The organism is Burkholderia sp. MS389 (genome assembly GCF_016899425.1).
Classification (GTDB): domain Bacteria; phylum Pseudomonadota; class Gammaproteobacteria; order Burkholderiales; family Burkholderiaceae; genus Burkholderia; species Burkholderia sola.
This window is the reverse complement of the sequence record NZ_CP045995.1, coordinates 1,947,418-1,966,629: the sequence shown is the minus strand read 5'-3', so window position 1 is coordinate 1,966,629 and position 19,212 is coordinate 1,947,418. Positions and strand designations below refer to the sequence as shown.

Sequence of the window (19,212 nt, the reverse complement as noted above, 5' to 3'; positions counted from 1 at the left end):
CAGCCGATACCAAGGAGACACCATGAACCGCACGACTCACACGATCCGTCGACACACCCTGCGCGCGCTGCTGGCCGCGCTTTGCATCGCGCCGCTCGGGATGACGGGCGCCGCGCATGCCGATGCGCCGCTGAAGATCGGCTTCCTCGTGAAGATGCCGGAGCAGGCGTGGTTCATCAACGAGCAGAATGCGGCATCCGCGCTCGGCCAGAAGGAGAACTTCTCGGTCGTGAAGATCGGCACGCCCGACGGCGAGAAGGTGCTGGCCGCGATCGACAACCTCGGCTCGCAAGGCGCGCAGGGCTTCGTGATTTGCGCGCCGGACGTGCGCCTCGGGCCGGCGATCGCGTCGCGCGCGAAGCGCTACAACATGAAGTTCGTGACCGTCGACGACCAGCTCGTCGATTCGAGCGGCAAGCCGCTGCCGAACGTGCCGCACCTCGGGATGTCGGCGACCAAGATCGGCAACCAGGTCGGCCAGGCGATCGCCGACGAGATGAAGCGGCGCGGCTGGAAGCCGGAAGAAGTCGGCGCGCTGCGGATCACGAACTACGAGCTGCCGACCGCGAAGCTGCGCACCGACGGCGCGACGCAGGCGCTGCTCGCGAACGGCTTCCGCAAGGAGAACATCTTCGACGCGCCGCAGAAGACGACCGACGACGAAGGCGGCTTCAGCGCGGCGGCGCCCGTGCTCGCCCGCCATCCGAACGTGAAGAAATGGGTGGTCTACGCGCTGAACGAGGAAACCGTGCTCGGCGCGGTGCGCGCGACCGAACAGCTGCACATCCCGGCGGCCGACGTGATCGGCGTCGGCATCAACGGCGCGGGCGAGGCGTTCGCCGAGTTCCAGAAGAAGGAGCCGACCGGCTTCTACGGGACGATCGCGGTCAGCTCGACGAACCACGGCAAGGACAGCACGCAGAACCTCGTCGACTGGATCCGCAACGGCAAGACGCCGCCGGCCGACACGCAGACGAGCGGCAAGCTGATGACGCGCGCGAACTGGCAGGCCGTGCGCGCCGAACTCGGTATCTGAGCGGGGCGAGGCGAGAACGCGATGACGATGCAGACGATGACGGCCGTGTCCGGCCACGACGCCGAAGCGGGTACGCCGCCGGACGGCCCGCTGCTCGCGCTCGACGGCATCACCGTGACGTTTCCGGGCGTGCGTGCGCTCGACGCGGTGTCGCTGTCGGTGCGCGCGGGCGAAGTGCACGGGCTGATGGGCGAGAACGGCGCGGGGAAATCGACGCTGCTGAAGGTGCTGTCCGGCGTGAACCAGCCGCAGGCCGGCACGCTGACGCTGAACGGCACGGCGCAGCGCTTCGCGTCGACGCGCGCGGCACTCGAGGCCGGCATCGCGATCATCTACCAGGAGCTGCATCTGGTGCCTGAGCTGACGGTCGCGGAAAACCTGATGCTCGGGCAATTGCCGAGCCGGCTCGGCGTGGTCGACGAACGTGCGCTCGCCGCGCGCGCGCTCGATGCGCTGGAGCGGCTCGGCGAGCACATCGATCCGGGCATCCCGGTGAAGTATTTGTCGATCGGCCAGCGCCAGATGATCGAGATCGGCAAGGCGCTGATGCGCGATGCGCGCGTGATCGCGTTCGACGAACCGACGAGCTCGCTGTCCGCACGCGAAACCACGCAACTGTTCCGGATCATCCGCGCGCTGCGCGCGGAAGGCCGCGCGATCATCTACGTCACGCACCGGATGGAGGAAGTGTACGAGCTGTGCGACCGCGTGACGGTGTTTCGCGACGGCCGCCGCATCGACACGTTCGATTCCGTCGCCGATCTCGACCGCGACCGGCTGATCGGCTGCATGGTCGGCCGCTCGATCGAGGACGTGTACGGCTACCGGCCGCGCCCGGCCGGCGACGTGCTGATTGAAGCGAAGGGGCTGGCGGGGCCGGGGCTGGCCGAGTCCGTGTCGTTCACCGCGCGGCGCGGCGAGATCGTCGGCTTCTTCGGGCTCGTCGGCGCGGGCCGCTCGGAGTTGATGAAGCTGCTGTACGGCGCGGTACGGCCGACCGCCGGCCACGTCGAGCTGAACGGCAAGCGGGTGGCGTTCGGCAGCCCGCGCGACGCGGTGCGTGCCGGCATCGCGCTGTGCCCGGAAGACCGCAAGCAGGAAGGCATCGTCGCGATCGCGTCGGTGGCCGACAACCTCAACATCAGCGCGCGCCGTCATTTCAGCCCGGCGCGCGTGCTGCTCGACGGGCGGCGCGAACGCGAGCTCGCGCAGAAATACATCGAGCGCCTCGCGATCAAGACCCGCGACGGCGAAACGCCGATCGGCGCGCTGTCGGGCGGCAACCAGCAGAAGGTCGTGCTCGCGCGCTGGCTGGCCGAGCGCATCGACGTGTTCCTGATGGACGAGCCGACGCGCGGCATCGACGTCGGCGCGCGCGCCGAAATCTACAACCTGTTCTACGAACTCGCGGAAGCGGGCCGTACGGTGATCCTCGTGTCGAGCGATCTGGCCGAGGTGATCGGCGTGTCGGACCGCATCGTCGTGATGAAGGAAGGACGGATCGCGGGCGAGGTCGCGAAGGCGCAGGCGACGCCCGATGCGCTGATCAAGCTCGCGCTGCCGCGCTAGCGGCCCGCAGTCAAACTGGAAAGCAAACGTTATGAGCCAGGCAATGCAACCCCAACGTACTTCCCCCTCCCCGGATACGCCCGCCGTGCCCGCGCGCGCGCGCGGCGGCGTGTGGCAGTTGATCAACCGCTCCGGCATCGTGATGGTGTTTCTGGTGCTGTTCGCGACGCTGTCGCTGACCGTGCCGGACTTCCTCACGCCGCGCAACATCCAGGGCCTGCTGCTATCGGTCACGCTGATCGGTTCGATCTCGGTGACGATGATGTTCGTGCTCGCGCTCGGCGAAGTCGACCTGTCGGTCGCGTCGATCGTCGCGTTCTCGGGTGTGGTCGCATCGACGCTGATTACCGCGACGCACAGCATCGTGCTCGGCGTCGCGGCCGGCGTGCTCGCCGGCGGCGCGGTGGGGCTCGTGAACGGCGTGCTGATTGCGCGCTACCGGATCAACTCGCTGATCGTCACGCTCGCGATGATGGAAGTCGTGCGCGGGCTCGCATTCATCACGTCGAACGGCGACGCGGTGATGATCTCGGAAGAGCGCTTCTTCGATCTCGGCGGCGGGTCGTTCCTCGGCATCTCGTTTCCGATCTGGAGCAACATCGTCGGCTTCGTCGTGTTCGGCTTTTTGCTGCGCAAGACGGTGTTCGGCAAGAACGTGCTGGCGGTCGGCGGCAACGGCGAGGCCGCGCTGCTCGCGGGGCTGCCGGTGATGCGCATCAAGATCGCCGTGTTCGTGCTGCAGGGGCTCGTGACCGGCTTCGCCGGCGTGATGCTCGCGTCGCGAATGAGCCTCGGCGACCCGAAGACGTCGGTCGGTCTCGAGCTCGGCGTGATTTCCGCGTGCGTGCTCGGCGGCGTGTCGCTGACGGGCGGCGTCGCGACGATCTCCGGCGTGCTGGTCGGCGTGCTGATCATGGGCTCCGTGCAGGACGCGATGAGCCTGCTGAACGTGCCGACCTTTTACCAATATCTGATACGCGGCGGAATTCTGTTGCTCGCGGTGCTGTTCGACCAGTATCGTCGCAACCAGCGGCGCGCGATGAAGATCTGATTTCGACCACGCGCGGCCGCCTGCAAATACGACGAATATCGGGAGACGGCATGCAACAGACTCATCCGGGCACGGCGGCGACGCTGCTGGCCGACAGCCGCAACACGCTCGGCGAAGGCGCGACGTGGTGCGACAGGACGCACGCGCTGTACTGGGTGGACATCGAAGGCGCGCAACTGTGGCGCTGCCGCGCGGACGGTTCGGACCTCGCGCAATGGGCGATGCCCGAGCGGCTCGCGTGCTTTGCGCTGACCGACGAGCCGGACGTGCTGCTCGTCGGGCTCGCTACGCATCTCGCTTTCTTCAATCTGCGCAGCGGTGCGTTCACGCGGATCGTCGACGTCGAACCCGAGCTGCCGACGCGGCTGAACGACGGGCGCTGCGACGGGGCCGGCGCGTTCGTGTTCGGGATGAAGGACGAAGGTGGCGATCCGCCGCGCGCGGTCGGCGGGTTTTATCGGCTCAATCCGGACCTCACGCTCGAGCGGCTTGCGCTGCCGCCGGCCGCGATCGCGAACAGCATCGGGTTCTCGCCGGATGGCACGAAGATGTATTTCTGCGATTCGCTGGTGCGCGAGATTTTTGTGTGCGATTACCGGGCGGGTGGCGACGTTGCGAACGTGCGGTCGTTCGCGCGGCTGACGGATGTGGACGGAGATCCGGACGGCTCGATCGTCGATCGTGATGGCGGGCTGTGGAATGCGCAGTGGGGTGGGCGGCGGGTGGTGCGTTATGGGCCGGGCGGGGTCGAGACGGATCGCGTTGAAGTGCCGACCGCGCAGCCGAGTTGCGTTGCGATCGATGGTGACGGCCGGTTGTATGTGACGAGTGCACGTGTTGGCCTGAGCGATGATGCGCTGGTCGGCGATGCGCACGCCGGCGGTGTGTTCGTCGCGCAGACGCGCTATGTGGGGCTGCCGACTGCGCGGTTTGCCGGGACACGTACTGGATGAATGGCGGATGTGGACGGCAGGTGCTATCGGCTGGCAACCCGAAATGGCGCAGAACAACGAAAGCCCCCGGCTTGTGAAGGATCGGGGGCTTTTCTTTTACACGCAATCACCACAATTAAAATAAAGGTAGTCGGGCACGAATCCAATCCCACTTGGTAGGCGGAATCGCAAGCAACTGCATCACATCACTGCTCGAGCTATCGTAAAATATGATTCCACCGACACCATCTACCAGTTCTCGCTCGGTTGCTGAATTTACATAGTATGAAAAATAGCGTTGAGCGCGCAATTCTCCGGTTCCGTCAAAAAGCTGAAGCCTCACTTCATGCCCATTCCGAACATTCGCTCCACACAACTTTGCGTAATATTCCATGCCTCCAAATTCCTTCTTTCCCCCATTCAGTTCATTTTCAAAAAAATCACACCGACCATAATTTGGTCTGCTCATATGAATGGAAAAGCCAATCAGAAAAAACAGAAGAATGGCTAGCCCAGTGATTCGGAGGGCGCTAATCTGCATATTTCACCAAGTTTTATTTCGACAGGTTTCTTCAACTTTAGATAGACGGGTTTTGAATATATCATAAAGTCCCCGCCCCTATGATGCTTGGCGCGCCATCGACTATAGTCGGAGTTGTAGATCGGATAGAACACGTCGGGCTCTTTGAATTTCCCGAAAAGGCTCTTTCTCGTGTCCACGGGCTTGTTGATGCTTTTTACCCAGATATCCACATCAGTATCGCGCTTTGGCGAACTAGACGCCGACTCACTTATCACGGGCCCCGGCGCGATGATCACGCCACGCTTATTCCAATGCCCCAAATATTGAATTCCATTAAATGAGTAGTTGTCTTTGACGTAAAGGTACACATGCGTAATTTTTCCGATGGCGTCTACGCAATAAAAATTGCTCGTTTTCTCATATCTGAAATATTTTTCACCAGTGATCTCAAGATTGCCTATGGCTGCATATATATTAAAATTCGCCAAGGCTCCCGTGAGATCCGTCGGTGCGAGATTTTCGAGTGTGTCCCAATTGCTGATTGAAGCAAGCTGGAATTGCCAATCTATATGAAAATGACGAATGTCAGACAAAAATTGAGTCGTATTGATATTGAGGTTTGCCTGTCGATCTTCTGAAAACATCTTGTTAATTTTTGCAAGAATTTTTGTTTTTGCTTCGACTATGGCGGCGTCTCGATAAATATCCTCGGAAAGAAGCTTTTCATATTTCCTCCGAACACTTCCAAATTTCAATGTCCAGTCAAGAGTTACGCTATCGTTGTTTATTGGTTGAATTGACTTGGCATTGTCATTATAAATGTGCTCGGCACTCGCAAACCAAGTGCGTGCGAGTTTGGCTGACACTCTCCAGCCCAAGTTATCCATCGCAATAGCTACATCTTGTAAATCAAAGGGCGGGGGATTCTCGCAAACTTCGGCCTCGTCCTGCTTTGGTGGTTCTTTGGTCTTCGGCTGTTGCTTCGACTGCGGTGCTTCTGCTTGCTTTCGAGTTTTGGGCGGCTTCGCTACCGGCTTTGGTGGCAGTGGAGGCGGCGGCTTTTCGCCTGGAGCCAGTTTATCGATCGATACAGTTTTTTGAGTCTCGAGCGGGATGCATCCTTGTGCGCCATCGTACTTCTTCAATTCTGGCCCTAGCAACCCTTTTTGAGGTCTATAGTAAGGAATCTTTTTTACGTCAGCCATAAAATTCTCGTCTCATATTAACCTTTGTTGGTTGCGGTATCGCAGTCACTCCGCCTTGTGAAGATTGGAATGAAGCTGTTCTTTTACCCCATCACGAAGTGACGAACCATTTTCAAGATGAGAATCGATTGTTTTTGGTAATTTAATGGATGTGCGGACCGGTAATTTCGTACTTATACGAGGCAACTGAGAACATGGAGGGACGTTAAGCGTGATGTCGCGACTATGCGTCCGTCCCCCCACCTGCTGATAAGATGGCCCGCAATTCCACCCAGCCCGCGCCATGAGTTCCACCCCGACCAAGCCCGCCCGTTCGAAACCCGCCGCGAAGAACGTCGCCCGCACGCCGGCCGACAAGCCGAAGCCGCGCGTGCAACAACGCCTGACCTATGTGATCGGCGGCCTCGACCGGCTGCTGCGCCGCCACATGACCGACGCGCTCGCGCCGCTCGGCATCACGCTCGCGCAGTACACGGCGCTGTCGGTGCTCGAGGCGCGCGGCGCATCGTCGAACGCGCAGTTGGCCGAGCGCTCGTGGATCACACCGCAGTCGGCGAACGAGGTGATGAGCGTGATGGCCGCCCGCGGTTTCGTCACGCGCGAAGCCGACCCGTCGCACGGCCGCATCATCCTGCTGACGCTGACCGATGCGGGCGCGGCGATGCTGCGCGAATGCGAAGCCGTGCTGCGCCCGCTCGAAAAGCGCATGCTCGGCGACATCCCGGCCGACGACGCCGCGCACGTGCAGCGCGCGCTCGAACTGTTCTCGCGCAACCTGCGCGGCTGACCGCTTCCCCGGTTTTCACGACGCGGGCCTGCCAGGCCCGCGCTCGCTTCGTACGCGCCATCGGCGGCCTCCCGACCGCTCCCCGATTTCCCGTCGCTTTCCCCGCGTTCCGCTCCGGGTTTACACCGGCGCTCGTGCCGCTTGCAATATCAGGTAGCCTGATATTAAATGAAGTCGTCCGCAGCAGGGATGCTGCGCACCGAATCGCACTGGAAACGAACGACAGGAACAGACATGAGCAAGTACGACAACCGCTGGCAGACCGTTGAAGTGAAAGTGGAGGCCGGCATCGCGTGGGTGACGTTGAATCGCCCCGAGAAGCGCAACGCAATGAGCCCGACGCTGAACAGGGAGATGCTGGAAGTCCTCGACGCGGTCGAGTTCGACGACGAGGCGAAGGTGCTGGTGCTGACCGGCGCGGGCGCCGCGTGGACGGCCGGCATGGATCTGAAGGAATATTTCCGCGAGATCGACGGCGGTTCCGACGCGCTGCAGGAAAAAGTGCGCCGCGACGCGTCGGAATGGCAGTGGCGCCGTCTGCGGATGTACAACAAGCCGACGATCGCGATGGTGAACGGCTGGTGCTTCGGCGGCGGGTTCTCGCCGCTCGTCGCGTGCGACCTCGCGATCGCGGCCGATGAAGCGGTGTTCGGGCTGTCGGAGATCAACTGGGGCATCCCGCCGGGCAACCTCGTCAGCAAGGCGATGGCCGACACGGTCGGGCATCGCCGCGCGCTGCACTACATCATGACCGGCGACACGTTCACGGGCGCGGAAGCGGCCGAGATGGGTCTCGTGAACAGCAGCGTGCCGCTCGCCGGGCTGCGCGACGCGACGATCGCGCTCGCCGCGCGGCTGATGGACAAGAACCCGGTGGTGCTGCGCGCGGCGAAACACGGCTTCAAGCGTTCGCGCGAGCTCACGTGGGAGCAGTGCGAGGATTACCTGTATGCGAAGCTCGACCAGGCGCAGTTGCGCGACCCGGAGCGCGGCCGCGAACAGGGGCTGAAGCAGTTCCTCGACGACAAGACGATCAAGCCGGGCCTGCAGGCATACAAGCGCTGAGACAAGCGCGGACGCAGCCGCCGGCTTCCCCGCCGGCGTAATCGCAAGAGACAGGCAAGGCAGGAGACGACATGACCGACAGACGGATGCTGATCGGCGGCGAGTGGTGCAACGCCCGCGACGGCCGCACCTTCGACCGCTTCAACCCCGCGACGGGCGCGCTCGCATCGCGCGCGCCGGCGGCCGGCGTGGCCGACGCCGACGCGGCGATCGACGCCGCGCATCGCGCGTTCCCCGCGTGGGCGGCACTCGCGCCGACCGAACGGCGCCGCCGGCTGCTGAAGGCGGCCGACCTGATGGACGCGCGCATCGACGAGATCATCGCGACCGGCGTCGCCGAAACCGGCGCGACGCCCGGCTGGCTCGGCTTCAACGCGACGCTCGCGGCGAACATGCTGCGCGAGGCCGCGTCGATGACGACGCAGATCGCCGGCGACGTGATCCCGTCCGACGTACCGGGCAACCTCGCGCTCGCGATGCGCGTGCCGTGCGGCGTGGTGCTCGGCATCGCGCCGTGGAACGCGCCGGTGATCCTCGGCACGCGGGCGCTGGCGATGCCGCTCGCCTGCGGCAACACGGTCGTGCTGAAGGCGTCCGAGGCGTGCCCCGGCGTGCATGCGCTGATCGGTGCGGTGCTGGACGAGGCAGGGCTCGGCGCGGGCGTGGTCAACGTGATCACGCACGCGGCGGCCGATGCGCCTGAGCTCGTCGAGCGGATGATCGCGCATCCGCAGGTGAAGCGGATCAACTTCACCGGGTCGACGCACGTCGGCCGCATCATCGCGCGCCACGCGGCCGCGCACCTGAAACCCGTGCTGCTCGAACTCGGCGGCAAGGCGCCGGTGCTCGTGCTCGACGATGCCGATCTCGATGCGGCCGTCGACGCGATCGCGTTCGGCGCATTCTTCAACCAGGGGCAGATCTGCATGTCGACCGAGCGCGTGATCGCCGCACGGCCGATCGCCGACGCCCTCGTCGAGCGGCTCGCCGCGAAGGCGCGCACGCTGGTCGCGGGCGATCCGCTGGCCGGCCATCCGCTCGGCACGATGGTCGATGCGTCGGCTGCCGCGCGCGCGGCGTCGCTGGTCGAGGATGCGCGTGCGCTTGGCGCGCAACTGCCGCTCGGCTGCCGTGTGGAAGGCGCGACGATGCAGCCGGCGATCGTCGACGGCGTGACGCGCGACATGCGGCTCTATCGCGAGGAGTCCTTTGCACCGGTCGTCGCGATCCTGCGTGCGGACAGCGACGACGAAGCGGTGGCGCTCGCGAACGACAGCGAATTCGGGCTGTCGGCGAGCGTGTTCAGCCGCGATATCGCACGTGCGATGGCGGTCGCGCGCCGGATCGAATCGGGGATCTGCCACGTCAACGGGCCGACCGTGCACGACGAAGCGCAGATGCCGTTCGGCGGCACGAAGGCGAGCGGCTACGGCCGCTTCGGCAGCCGCGCGTCGATCGCCGAATTCACCGAGCTGCGCTGGATCACCGTGCAGACCGCGCCGCGCCACTACCCGATATGAGCGAGCCGACGATGAATGCAGAGAAGGCGCCGCTTCAGGTCGGCCAACACGCCGACGCCGACGCCGTGCGCTACCGCGCGGCCGCCGTCGCGGTCGGCGCGGCCGAGATTCGCCGCGCCGACGACGGTACCTGGTACCTGCGCTCGCGCGAGCCGCTCGGCGATTACCCGACGCGCATCACCGACTGCCTCGTGCGCGGCGCGCACGCGCATCCCGACCGCGTGCTGGCCGCGCGGCGTGGCGCCGATGGCCGCTGGATCGAGATCACGTACGCGCAGATGCTCGAACGCGCGCGCGTGCTCGGCCAGGGTCTCGTCGATCTCGGGCTGTCGGCCGAGCGTCCGCTCGCGGTGCTGTCCGGCAACGATCTCGAGCATTTGCAGATGATGTTCGCGGCGATGCTGGCCGGCGTGCCGTATTCGCCGATCTCGCCCGCGTATTCGCTGGTGTCGACCGACTACGGCAAGTTGCGTCACACGCTCGGCGTGCTGCGGCCGGGCGCGGTGTTCGTCGCCGAACGTGCGCCGTTCGCGCGTGCGCTCGATGCGACGTTGCCGGCCGATGCAACGCTGATCGTGGCCCGCGACGCCGATGCGCAAACCGATGTCGCGAGCCGCACAGTGCCGCTGTCGCGCCTGCTCGCCACCGTTCCGCGCACGATCGATGCGATCCACGCGGCGGTCGGCCCCGACCATCTCGCGAAGATCCTGTTCACGTCCGGTTCGACGAAGCAGCCGAAGGCGGTGCCGACCACGCACCGGATGCTGTGCAGCAACCAGCAGATGCTGCGGCAGACGATGCCGGAACTCACGCGCGAGCCGCCGGTGCTGGTCGACTGGCTGCCGTGGAATCACACGTTCGGCGGCAGTCACAACCTCGGCATCGCGCTGTACAACGGCGGCACGCTGTATATCGACGACGGCCGCCCGATGCCCGGCCGCTTCGACGAAACCGTGCGCAACCTGCGCGAGATCGCGCCGACGATCTACTTCAACGTGCCGAAGGGCTGGGAAGAGCTGACCGCCGCGCTCGAACGCGATGCCGAGCTGCGCGACACGTTCTTCTCGCGCGTGAAGCTGTATTTCTTCGGCGGCGCGGGGCTGTCGCAGGCCGCATGGGACCGGCTCGACCGCGTGACCGAAGCGCATTGCGGCGAGCGCATCCGGATCATGGCCGGCCTCGGGATGACGGAGGCGTCGCCTTCGTGCCTGTTCACGACGGGACCGCTGATGCGCGCCGGCTATATCGGGCTGCCCGCGCCCGGCTGCGACGCGAAGCTCGTGCCGTGCGGCGGCAAGCACGAACTGCGCTTCAAGGGGCCGAACGTGATGCGCGGCTACTGGCATGCGGACGTCGATCCGCGCGACGTGTTCGACGAAGAAGGCTACTACCGCAGCGGCGACGCGGGCGTCTTTGCCGATCCGCAGCGACCGGAACTCGGGCTGCTGTTCGACGGGCGGCTCACCGAGGACTTCAAGCTGAGCAGCGGCACGTTCGTCAGCGTCGGGCCGTTGCGCGCGAATGCAGTGTCGACCGGCGCGCCGTACGTGCAGGACGTGGTCGTCACCGGGATCAATCGCGACGACATCGGCTTGCTGGTGTTCCCGCGCGTCGATGCCTGCCGTGCGCTGGCAGGGCTCCCGGCCGATGCGCCCGTGACCGACGTGCTGCGCGCGCCGGCCGTGCGCGCGGCGTTCGCGACGTGGCTCGCCGCGCTGAACCGCAACGCGAGCGGCGGGTCGACGTTCGTCGCGCGGATCCGGCTGATCGACACGCCGCCGTCGCTCGATCTCGGCGAGGTGACCGACAAGGGTTCGCTGAACCAGGCGGCCGTGCAGAAGCATCGCGCGGCGACGATCGACGCGCTGTACGACCCGGCGCGACGCGATCCCGACGTGATTTACGCGTAAGCAGCACGCACGGGCAGTTGCAGCGGTAAGCAGCACGCACAACGACCGGCCGGCCACGACACCGGCAGGCATTTTTTCGGCCAGTGAATCAGGTTGCCTGATAAAGGCGGCCGTTCATACGACACCTCGCGCGCCGAACCGCCACTGGCCGGCGGCGGCGCGCGGCGGCCGTTGCAGGGCCGACCGACTACAAAGACATGGGAATGGAGACATGAACACTTACGTTGCCGAAAAATCCACGGTCGCGACCACGCTCGCGCTGTGTTTCGCGATCGCTCTCCTCGAAGGGCTCGACCTGCAGTCGGTCGGTGTCGCCGCGCCGCGCATGGCGCGCGAATTCGGGCTGTCCGTGTCGCAGATGGGCATCGCGTTCAGCGCGGGCACCTTCGGGCTGCTGCCGGGCGCGATGCTCGGCGGGCGGCTCGCCGACCGGATCGGCCGCAAGCGTGTGCTGATCGCATCGGTCGTGCTGTTCGGGCTGCTGTCGATCGCGACGGCGCAGGTATCGACGTTCGCGATGCTCGTCGTCGTGCGCGTGCTGACCGGCATCGGCCTCGGCGGCGCGATGCCGAACCTGATCGCGCTGTCGTCCGAAGCGGTCGAGCCGCGCTCGCGCAGCAGCGCGGTCGCGACGATGTACTGCGGGATCCCGTTCGGCGGCGTGATCGCGTCGGTGATCGGCGTGCTGCTCGCGGGCGACACCGAATGGCGGCACATTTTCTACGTCGGCGGCGTGGGCCCGCTGCTGCTCGTGCCGCTGCTCGTGTGGTGCCTGCCGGAATCGCGCGCGTATCTCGACGTCGCGGGCACGCAGGCATCACGCACGAGCGTCGGGAAGACGCTGTTCGGCGACGGCCGCACGACGTCGACGGTCGCGCTGTGGGTCAGCTACTTCTGCACGCTGATCGTCCTCTACTTCCTGCTGAACTGGCTGCCGTCGCTGATGGCTTCGCGCGGGCTCGATCGCGCACACGTCGGCCTCGTGCAGATCGCGTTCAACGTCGGCGCGGGGCTCGGCGCGCTCGGCATCGGCGCGGCGCTCGACCGGATGCGCGCGTCGCGCGTGGTCGGCGGCATGTATGTCGGGATCGTGCTGTCGCTCGCCGCGCTCGCGGCCGCGCCCGGTTTCGCGTCGCTCGCGGCGGCCGCGTTCGCGGCGGGGATGTTCGTCGTCGGCGGGCAGTCGGTGCTGTATGCGCTCGCGGCGATCTACTACCCGACCGCGATGCGCGGCACCGGCGTCGGCGCGGCGGTGGCCGTCGGCCGGCTCGGCTCCGTCGTCGGGCCGCTCGCGGCCGCGACGCTGCTGGCCGCGGGCCGCAGCGCGCCGGTCGTGATCGGCGCGAGCATCCCCGTCACGCTCGTCGCGGCCTTCGCTGCATTCGTGCTGATTCGTCGCCCGCAAGCCGACGACTGACGTTTCGTTTTTTTCAAGGCGCGCCGTCAGAGCGCGCAATTCAACACGGTCTGGAGACGCAACGAAATGAAGATGAAGACAAGGAACGGCCTGCTGGCCGCCGGCGCATGCTGCGCGCTTGCCGCGCCGGGCGCGCACGCGCAGTCGAGCGTGACGCTGTACGGGATCATCGACACGGGCGTCGAGTTCGTGTCGCACGCGAACGCGGCCGGCGACCACGTCGTGCGGATGCCGGGCGTGACGGGCGAGCTGCCGTCGCGCTGGGGGCTGCGCGGCACCGAGGATCTCGGCGGCGGCTACCAGGCGGTGTTCACGCTCGAAAGCGGCTTCAACGTACGCGGCGGCGATCTCGGCCAGGGCGGCCGGCTGTTCGGGCGCCAGGCCTTCGTCGGGCTGAAGAGCGGCTTCGGTACGCTCGCGTTCGGCCGTCAGTACACGATGACCTATCTCGCGCTGCAGGGCGCGGACATCATCGGCCCCGACATCTACGGGCTCGGCTCGTTCGACGCGTACGTGCCGAACGGCCGCGCCGACAACGCGGTGACCTACGTCGGCGCGTATCGCGGCGTGACGTTCGGCGCCGCGTATTCGTTCGGCCGCGACGGCGCGGGCACCGGCAACTCGCCGGGGCAGGGCACGTGCGCGGGGCAGGTGCCGGGCGACGCAGTGCAGTGCCGCAACTGGTCGGTGATGCTCAAGTACGACAGCGCGTACTTCGGTGCGGCGGCATCGTACGAGGAACAGCGCGGCGGCACCGGCGCGGCCGCCAACTTCTTCGACGGCGTGGCGCCCGTCCCGTTCACGAGCAGCGGCGGCAAGGATGCGCGTACGCACGTGAGCGCGTATGCGCAGGCGGCCGGCGCGAAGATCGGCGCGGGCTGGATCGGGCGGCGCGTGTCGACCGGTTCGCCGGCCGCGCCCGGCGCGCATTCGGACCTGTTCTTCGTCGGCGCGTCGTATGCGGTGAAGCCCGATTTCATCGTCGACGGCGAAGGCTACCGGATCGTCAACAGCGCGCACGACACGCGCGCGACGATGGCCACGCTGCGCGCGACTTATCTGCTGACCAAGCGCACGGCCGTCTATGCGCAATCGTCGTATCTGTGGAACAGCGCGCACGCGCGCTACTCGGTCAGCGGCGGCGGGCCCGGCACGACGCCCGGCGCAGGGATGGGGCAGCTCGGCGCGATGGTCGGCGTGCGGCACATGTTCTGATTCAGCGGCGTGACGAACCGAATGGGAGTTATCTTGAACAGGAAATCTGCATTCCTCTGTATTGCGCCGCTGTCCGCCGCCGCCCTGCTCGCCGGTTGCGGCGGCGACGATTCGATCAGCGCGCCGCCCACACACCTGAGCGCCGCGACGCCGGCCGCGATGGCGCAGACCTGCGACGCGCTCGCCGCGAAGCTCGCGTATGCGAACACGTCGTTCACGTCGGTGACGACCGCGGCGGCCGGCGCGCTGACGGTGGCCGGCAAGCCGGTCGCCGAGCACTGCGTGATCGCCGGGAAAATGAACGAGCGCGTGAGCGCGGTGGACGGCAAGACCTATGCGATCGGCTTCGAGATGCGCTTGCCGAAAGCATGGAACGGCCGCTTCTTTTACCAGGCGAACGGCGGGCTCGACGGCAACGTCGTGACCGCGACCGGCGAGATCGGCGGCGGCGGGCCGCTGACCAACGCGCTGAACCAGGGTTTCGCGGTGATCAGCTCGGATTCCGGGCACAGCGCCGCGCAGAATCCGCTGTTCGGCCTCGATCCGCAGGCGCGGATCGACTACGGCTACGGCGCCGTCGACGCGCTGACGCCGATGGCGAAGCAGGTGATCCGGCTCGCGTACGGCAAGGCGCCCGATCGCAGCTATTTCGGCGGCTGCTCGAACGGCGGCCGTCACGCGATGGTCACGGCGGTGCGCAATCCGGCCGACTACGACGGCATCATCGCGGGCGATCCGGGCTTCCATCTGCCGAAGGCGGCGATCGGCGAGATGTACGGCGCGCAGCAGTTCGCGAAGATCGCATCGGCCACGGGAACGAACGGGTTGCCGGATATCCGCAGCGGTTTCAACGATGCGGAACGCCAGTTCGTCGGCGCGAAGATTCTCGAAAAATGCGACGCGCTCGACGGCGCGGCCGACGGGATGGTGCAGGACGTCGCCGCGTGCCAGGCGCACTTCAGCGTCGATGCCGATGTTCCCACCTGCGCGAATGGCACGCGCACCGGGTCGTGCCTGACGCCTGCGCAGAAAACCGCGCTGGAGAACGTGTTCGCCGGGGCGCGCAACAGCGCGGGCACGGCGCTGTACGCGAGCTTTCCGTACGATCCGGGCCTGTCGGGCCCTGGCTGGGCTGCATGGAAGCAGTCGAACTCGATCATGCTCGACCCGGCCGCGATGGCGTTCACGTTCATGACGCCGCCGAAAACCGCCGCGGTGCTCGCGAACCTCGCCGGCTTCGCGCTCGGCTTCGACATGGACCACGATGCGCCGGCAATCTTCGCGACGAACGGCACTTATACGCAATCGTCATGGTCGTTCATGACGCCGCCCGACGAGACGAACCTCGCCGCGCTGAAGTCGCGCGGCGCGAAGCTGCTCGTCTATCACGGCACGGGCGACCCGGTGTTCTCGTTCAACGACACGCGCGACTGGTACGCGCAGGTCGCGCAGGCGAACGGAGGCGATGCGTCGAGCTTCGCACGCTTCTATCCGGTGCCGGGGATGAACCACTGCTCCGGCGGGCCGGCCGCCGACCAGTTCGACATGCTGACGCCGCTCGTCGCGTGGGTCGAACAGGGGCAGGCGCCCGCGGCGGTCGTGGCTGCTGCGCGCGACACGACGAACGCGGTGCCGAACGCGGACGTGCCCGCGTCGTGGGGCGCGGGGCGTACGCGGCCGCTGTGCCCGTATCCGCAGGTTGCGCGCTACAACGGTTCGGGCGACTTGAACTCGGCGGCGAGCTTCAGTTGTCGCTGACGTAGCCGTCGATGGGAAGCGGCCGGCGCACGCTGTCACGCGCCGGCCGCTTCATCGCCGCATTCACTCGCCGGCGTCGACCGGCACGTCGAGCCCGACCTTCACGCGGCTCATGCTGACCAGCGTCTTGAACCGCTTCACGTTGTTGTTCGCGAAGAACAGCTCGCGCGTGAGCGCGTTGTACTGATCCATGTTGCGCACCGCGAGGATCAGCACGAAATCCCATTCTCCCGTCACGTAGTAGCACTGCTGGATCTGCGGGCAGCGCTCGAACGCGCGTTTCATCGCGTCGAGCTGGTCGATCTGCTCGCTCTCGACCTCGACGTTCACGACGATCGTCAGCGGATGATCGACCTTGTCCGGCGCGACGATGGCCGTATAACGCTCGATCACGCCCGCTTCCGCGAGACGCCGCAGCCGTCGGTTCACGGCAGCGGTCGACAGGTTGACGCGCGCGCCGAGCTCGGCCTGCGGCGTCTGCGCGTCGCGCTGGACTTCCATCAGCAGCTTGCGATCGAACGCATCGAGAGGGATCGTCATGATGGCGCGTGCAACCTCGAAGAATGAGAAATTTTTGCGTCCGGGCGGTCGATTTGGCGATTTCATTCACCCGACCGCGCAATATTATTTTTCAAACCGACGGCGCGCGCAACCCGCGCTGCCCGATCCGACTCACCCGACGGACCCCCAGCGGTCCCGCTCCGGAGCCTTTCGCCATGCTGATCGCCAACCCGCGCGCGTCGCGCACCGCCTACCCGAACGCGCTGCGCCGCGTGATGAACATCGCGTCGGCCGACGAAAGCGGCGCATGGCTCGCGCACTGGCCGCTCGTCGGCAATGCACGCACGCCGCTGCGCGCGCTGCCCGATCTCGCCGCGCGGCTCGGCGTCGCGAGCGTCAGCGTGAAGGACGAGTCGTGCCGTTCGCCGCTCGGCAGCTTCAAGGCACTCGGCGCGCCGATCGCGCTGGTGCGGCTCGTGAAGCGGCTGCGCCGCACGCAGGCACTCGATCCGCAAGGGCTCGTCACCGGCCGCTACGCGTCGGCACTGGCCGACCTGACGGTGATCAGCGCGACCGACGGCAATCACGGCCGCGCGCTGGCTGCCGCCGCGCGTGCGATCGGCTGCGGCTGCGTGATCGTGCTGCACGCGCACGTCGACGCCGAGCGCGAACGCGCGATCTCCGCGTACGGCGCGCGGATCGTGCGCATCGCGGGGAACTATGACGAATCGGTCGTCTGCGCGGCGCAGCTCGCGCAGGCGAACGGCTGGTACGTCGTGTCGGATACGTCGTACGACGGCTACGAAGCGATTCCGCGCGACGTGATGCAGGGCTACGGCGTGATCGCCGCCGAAGCGGCCGCGCAGGCCGCGGAGGAAGACGGCCGGCCGTTCACGCACGTGTTCCTGCAAGGCGGCGTGGGCGGCCTCGCCGCGGGCGTCGCGAGTTACCTGTGGGAGCGTGACGGCGTGCAGCGGCCGCGCTTTGTCGTCGTCGAGCCGCGCCAGGCCGACTGCCTGTACCAGAGCGCGCTGGCCGGCCGCGCGACGAAGGCGAGCGGCAGCGTCGATTCGGTGATGGCCGGGCTCGCGTGCGGCGAGGCGTCGCCGCTCGCATGGGATTTTCTCGAGATGTGCATCGACCACTTCATGCTGATCGACGACGCGGATGCGGTGCAGGCGATGCGTGGCCTCGCGGCCGGCAGCGAACGCGACGTGCCGCTCGTCGCCGGCGAATCGGGCGCGGCCGGTGTGGCGGGGCTGGCCGTGTTGATGCGCGACCCGGCGCGCGCGCGGCAGGTCGGGCTCGACGCGAACGCGCGCGTGCTGGCGATCAACACGGAAGGGGCGACCGCGCCGTCCGTGTACCGGAACTGCGTCGGCGAGACGGCCGATACGGTGCTCGCGCGCCAGCGCGACTGGCTGAGCCGCGCGGCGGTGGCGGCCTGAACGACATGACCACCGACGAGGCGAACGCAATGGATGCAATCGACGCAACGGCAGAAAGCACGCTGCAGGGCCGACTGAAGACCTGGCGCAGGTATCTGCACCAGCACCCGGAAACCGGATTCGAAGAGGTGAACACGTCGGACTACGTCGCGCGGATCCTGACGACGCTCGGGCTCGACGTGCATCGCGGCATCGGCGGCACGGGGCTCGTCGCGAACCTGACGGTCGGCACGGGCCAGCGCACGATCGGCATTCGCGCGGACATGGACGCGCTGAACATCGTCGAGCACGCGCCGGGCCGCGAACACGTGTCGCGCACGCCCGGCAAGATGCATGCGTGCGGGCACGACGGCCACATGTCGATGGTGCTCGGCGCCGCGCAACTGCTGGCCGAGCGCAAGGATTTCGACGGCACGGTGCGCTTCATTTTCCAGCCGGCGGAAGAGCACGGCCGCGGCGCGAAGGCGATGATGGCCGACGGGCTGTTCGAGCGCTTTCCGGTCGACGCGATCTTCGGTGCGCACAACATGCCCGGCATGCGCGCGGGCACGTTCGCGACGCGTGCGGGCGGCATCATGGCGAGCGAAGACAATTTCGTGATCCGGATCGACGGGCGCGGCACGCATGCGGCGCGGCCGCACATGGGCATCGATCCGATCGTGATCGGCGCGCAGATCGTGCTCGCGCTGCAGACGATCGTGTCGCGCAATCTCGACCCGGGCCAGCAGGCGGTGATCTCGTGCACGGAATTCATCACCGACGGGCTGCGCAACGTGCTGCCGTCGACGGTGACGATCAAGGGCGACACGCGCAGCTATTCGCGCGACGTGCAGGCGCTGCTGGAGGCGCGGATGCGCGAGATCAGCGAAGGGATCTGCCGTACGCACGGTGCGGCCTGCACGTTCGAGTACACGCACGAGTTCGCGCCGACGGTGAATTCGCCGGAATGGGTCGACACGGCCGCGCAGGCCGCCGCGCACGTCGCGGGCGCCGATGCGGTGAACGCCGACGTGCAGCCGATGATGATCTCGGAGGATTTCGGCGCGTTCCTGCAGGCGGTGCCGGGCAATTTCGTGTTCATCGGCAACGGCGAAGTGGCCGGGCAGGGCGGCGTGCCGCTGCACAACGCGACGTACGATTTCAACGACGAGATCTTGCCGACCGGCGCGCGCTATTTCGCGGAAGTGGCGCGACGCGCGTTGAAGGCGGTGTAGCGGAGGCGGTCGCTGCGTATTCGGTTCGCCGCGCGTGCGGCGTACCTTCGTCATTGACGAC

Annotated in this window: 16 protein-coding genes; 13 read left to right on the top strand and 3 right to left on the bottom strand. The window is 66.6% G+C overall.

Features of this window, described 5'->3' with window-relative positions:
• The first annotated feature begins 22 nt into the window (after window positions 1-22).
• The 4 genes from GJG85_RS25165 to GJG85_RS25150 are packed head-to-tail and all read left to right on the top strand — an operon-like array spanning window position 23 to window position 4,609.
• Window positions 23-1,036, top strand: a complete 1,014-nt coding sequence (locus GJG85_RS25165; protein ID WP_050013429.1) for an arabinose ABC transporter substrate-binding protein — start codon at window positions 23-25, stop codon at window positions 1,034-1,036.
• Window positions 1,037-1,057: 21 nt separating this feature from the next.
• Entirely contained in the window at window positions 1,058-2,605 is a 1,548-nt protein-coding gene (araG, locus tag GJG85_RS25160; RefSeq protein ID WP_089489916.1) for an L-arabinose ABC transporter ATP-binding protein AraG, read from the top strand.
• A gap of 31 nt (window positions 2,606-2,636) precedes the next feature.
• A complete protein-coding gene (araH, locus tag GJG85_RS25155) occupies window positions 2,637-3,656 on the top strand; it encodes an L-arabinose ABC transporter permease AraH (RefSeq protein ID WP_050013427.1) in 1,020 nt (339 codons plus the stop codon).
• A 50-nt stretch (window positions 3,657-3,706) separates the two neighbouring features.
• Window positions 3,707-4,609, top strand: a complete 903-nt coding sequence (locus GJG85_RS25150) for an SMP-30/gluconolactonase/LRE family protein (protein WP_204383949.1) — start codon at window positions 3,707-3,709, stop codon at window positions 4,607-4,609.
• A gap of 115 nt (window positions 4,610-4,724) precedes the next feature.
• Here GJG85_RS25150 and GJG85_RS25145 read toward each other — a convergent pair whose 3' ends face one another.
• Together GJG85_RS25145 and GJG85_RS25140 are read right to left on the bottom strand one after the other, a co-directional pair.
• A complete protein-coding gene (locus GJG85_RS25145) occupies window positions 4,725-4,982 on the bottom strand; it encodes a hypothetical protein (RefSeq protein WP_143328922.1) in 258 nt (85 codons plus the stop codon).
• Window positions 4,983-5,095: 113 nt separating this feature from the next.
• On the bottom strand, window positions 5,096-6,316 hold the full coding sequence (locus GJG85_RS25140) for a DUF6402 family protein (RefSeq protein WP_179233185.1): 1,221 nt from the start codon (window positions 6,314-6,316) through the stop codon (window positions 5,096-5,098).
• Window positions 6,317-6,599: 283 nt separating this feature from the next.
• Between GJG85_RS25140 and GJG85_RS25135 the strand changes: the two genes are divergently transcribed.
• The 7 genes from GJG85_RS25135 to GJG85_RS25105 all read left to right on the top strand — a co-directional run bounded on the left by GJG85_RS25135 (window position 6,600) and on the right by GJG85_RS25105 (window position 15,988).
• A complete protein-coding gene (locus tag GJG85_RS25135) occupies window positions 6,600-7,103 on the top strand; it encodes a MarR family winged helix-turn-helix transcriptional regulator (RefSeq protein ID WP_050013425.1) in 504 nt (167 codons plus the stop codon).
• A 234-nt stretch (window positions 7,104-7,337) separates the two neighbouring features.
• A complete protein-coding gene (locus tag GJG85_RS25130; protein ID WP_050013424.1) occupies window positions 7,338-8,168 on the top strand; it encodes a p-hydroxycinnamoyl CoA hydratase/lyase in 831 nt (276 codons plus the stop codon).
• 71 nt (window positions 8,169-8,239) lie between these two features.
• Window positions 8,240-9,688, top strand: coding sequence for an aldehyde dehydrogenase (locus GJG85_RS25125; RefSeq protein ID WP_089489913.1), 1,449 nt, complete (start codon window positions 8,240-8,242; stop codon window positions 9,686-9,688).
• On the top strand, window positions 9,685-11,598 hold the full coding sequence (locus GJG85_RS25120; RefSeq protein ID WP_204383947.1) for a feruloyl-CoA synthase: 1,914 nt from the start codon (window positions 9,685-9,687) through the stop codon (window positions 11,596-11,598). The genes GJG85_RS25125 and GJG85_RS25120 overlap by 4 nt, the downstream gene beginning before the upstream one ends.
• A 211-nt stretch (window positions 11,599-11,809) precedes the next feature.
• Window positions 11,810-13,015, top strand: a complete 1,206-nt coding sequence (gene mhpT, locus GJG85_RS25115; RefSeq protein WP_050013421.1) for a 3-(3-hydroxy-phenyl)propionate transporter MhpT — start codon at window positions 11,810-11,812, stop codon at window positions 13,013-13,015.
• Between the two features lie 66 nt (window positions 13,016-13,081).
• Window positions 13,082-14,230, top strand: coding sequence for a porin (locus tag GJG85_RS25110; protein WP_204383946.1), 1,149 nt, complete (start codon window positions 13,082-13,084; stop codon window positions 14,228-14,230).
• A 33-nt stretch (window positions 14,231-14,263) separates the two neighbouring features.
• The gene (locus GJG85_RS25105; protein WP_089489911.1) at window positions 14,264-15,988 is read left to right on the top strand and encodes a tannase/feruloyl esterase family alpha/beta hydrolase; all 1,725 of its coding nucleotides are present in this window, start codon (window positions 14,264-14,266) and stop codon (window positions 15,986-15,988) included.
• Window positions 15,989-16,051: 63 nt separating this feature from the next.
• Here the strand turns inward: GJG85_RS25105 and GJG85_RS25100 are convergent, their stop codons facing one another.
• Window positions 16,052-16,528, bottom strand: a complete 477-nt coding sequence (locus GJG85_RS25100) for an Lrp/AsnC family transcriptional regulator (RefSeq protein ID WP_089489910.1) — start codon at window positions 16,526-16,528, stop codon at window positions 16,052-16,054.
• 176 nt (window positions 16,529-16,704) lie between these two features.
• Here GJG85_RS25100 and GJG85_RS25095 point away from each other — a divergent pair, with 176 nt between their 5' ends.
• Entirely contained in the window at window positions 16,705-17,937 is a 1,233-nt protein-coding gene (locus GJG85_RS25095; RefSeq protein ID WP_089489909.1) for a diaminopropionate ammonia-lyase, read from the top strand.
• A 29-nt stretch (window positions 17,938-17,966) separates the two neighbouring features.
• Entirely contained in the window at window positions 17,967-19,151 is a 1,185-nt protein-coding gene (locus tag GJG85_RS25090; RefSeq protein WP_124631363.1) for a M20 aminoacylase family protein, read from the top strand.
• The last annotated feature ends 61 nt before the right edge of the window (window positions 19,152-19,212 follow it).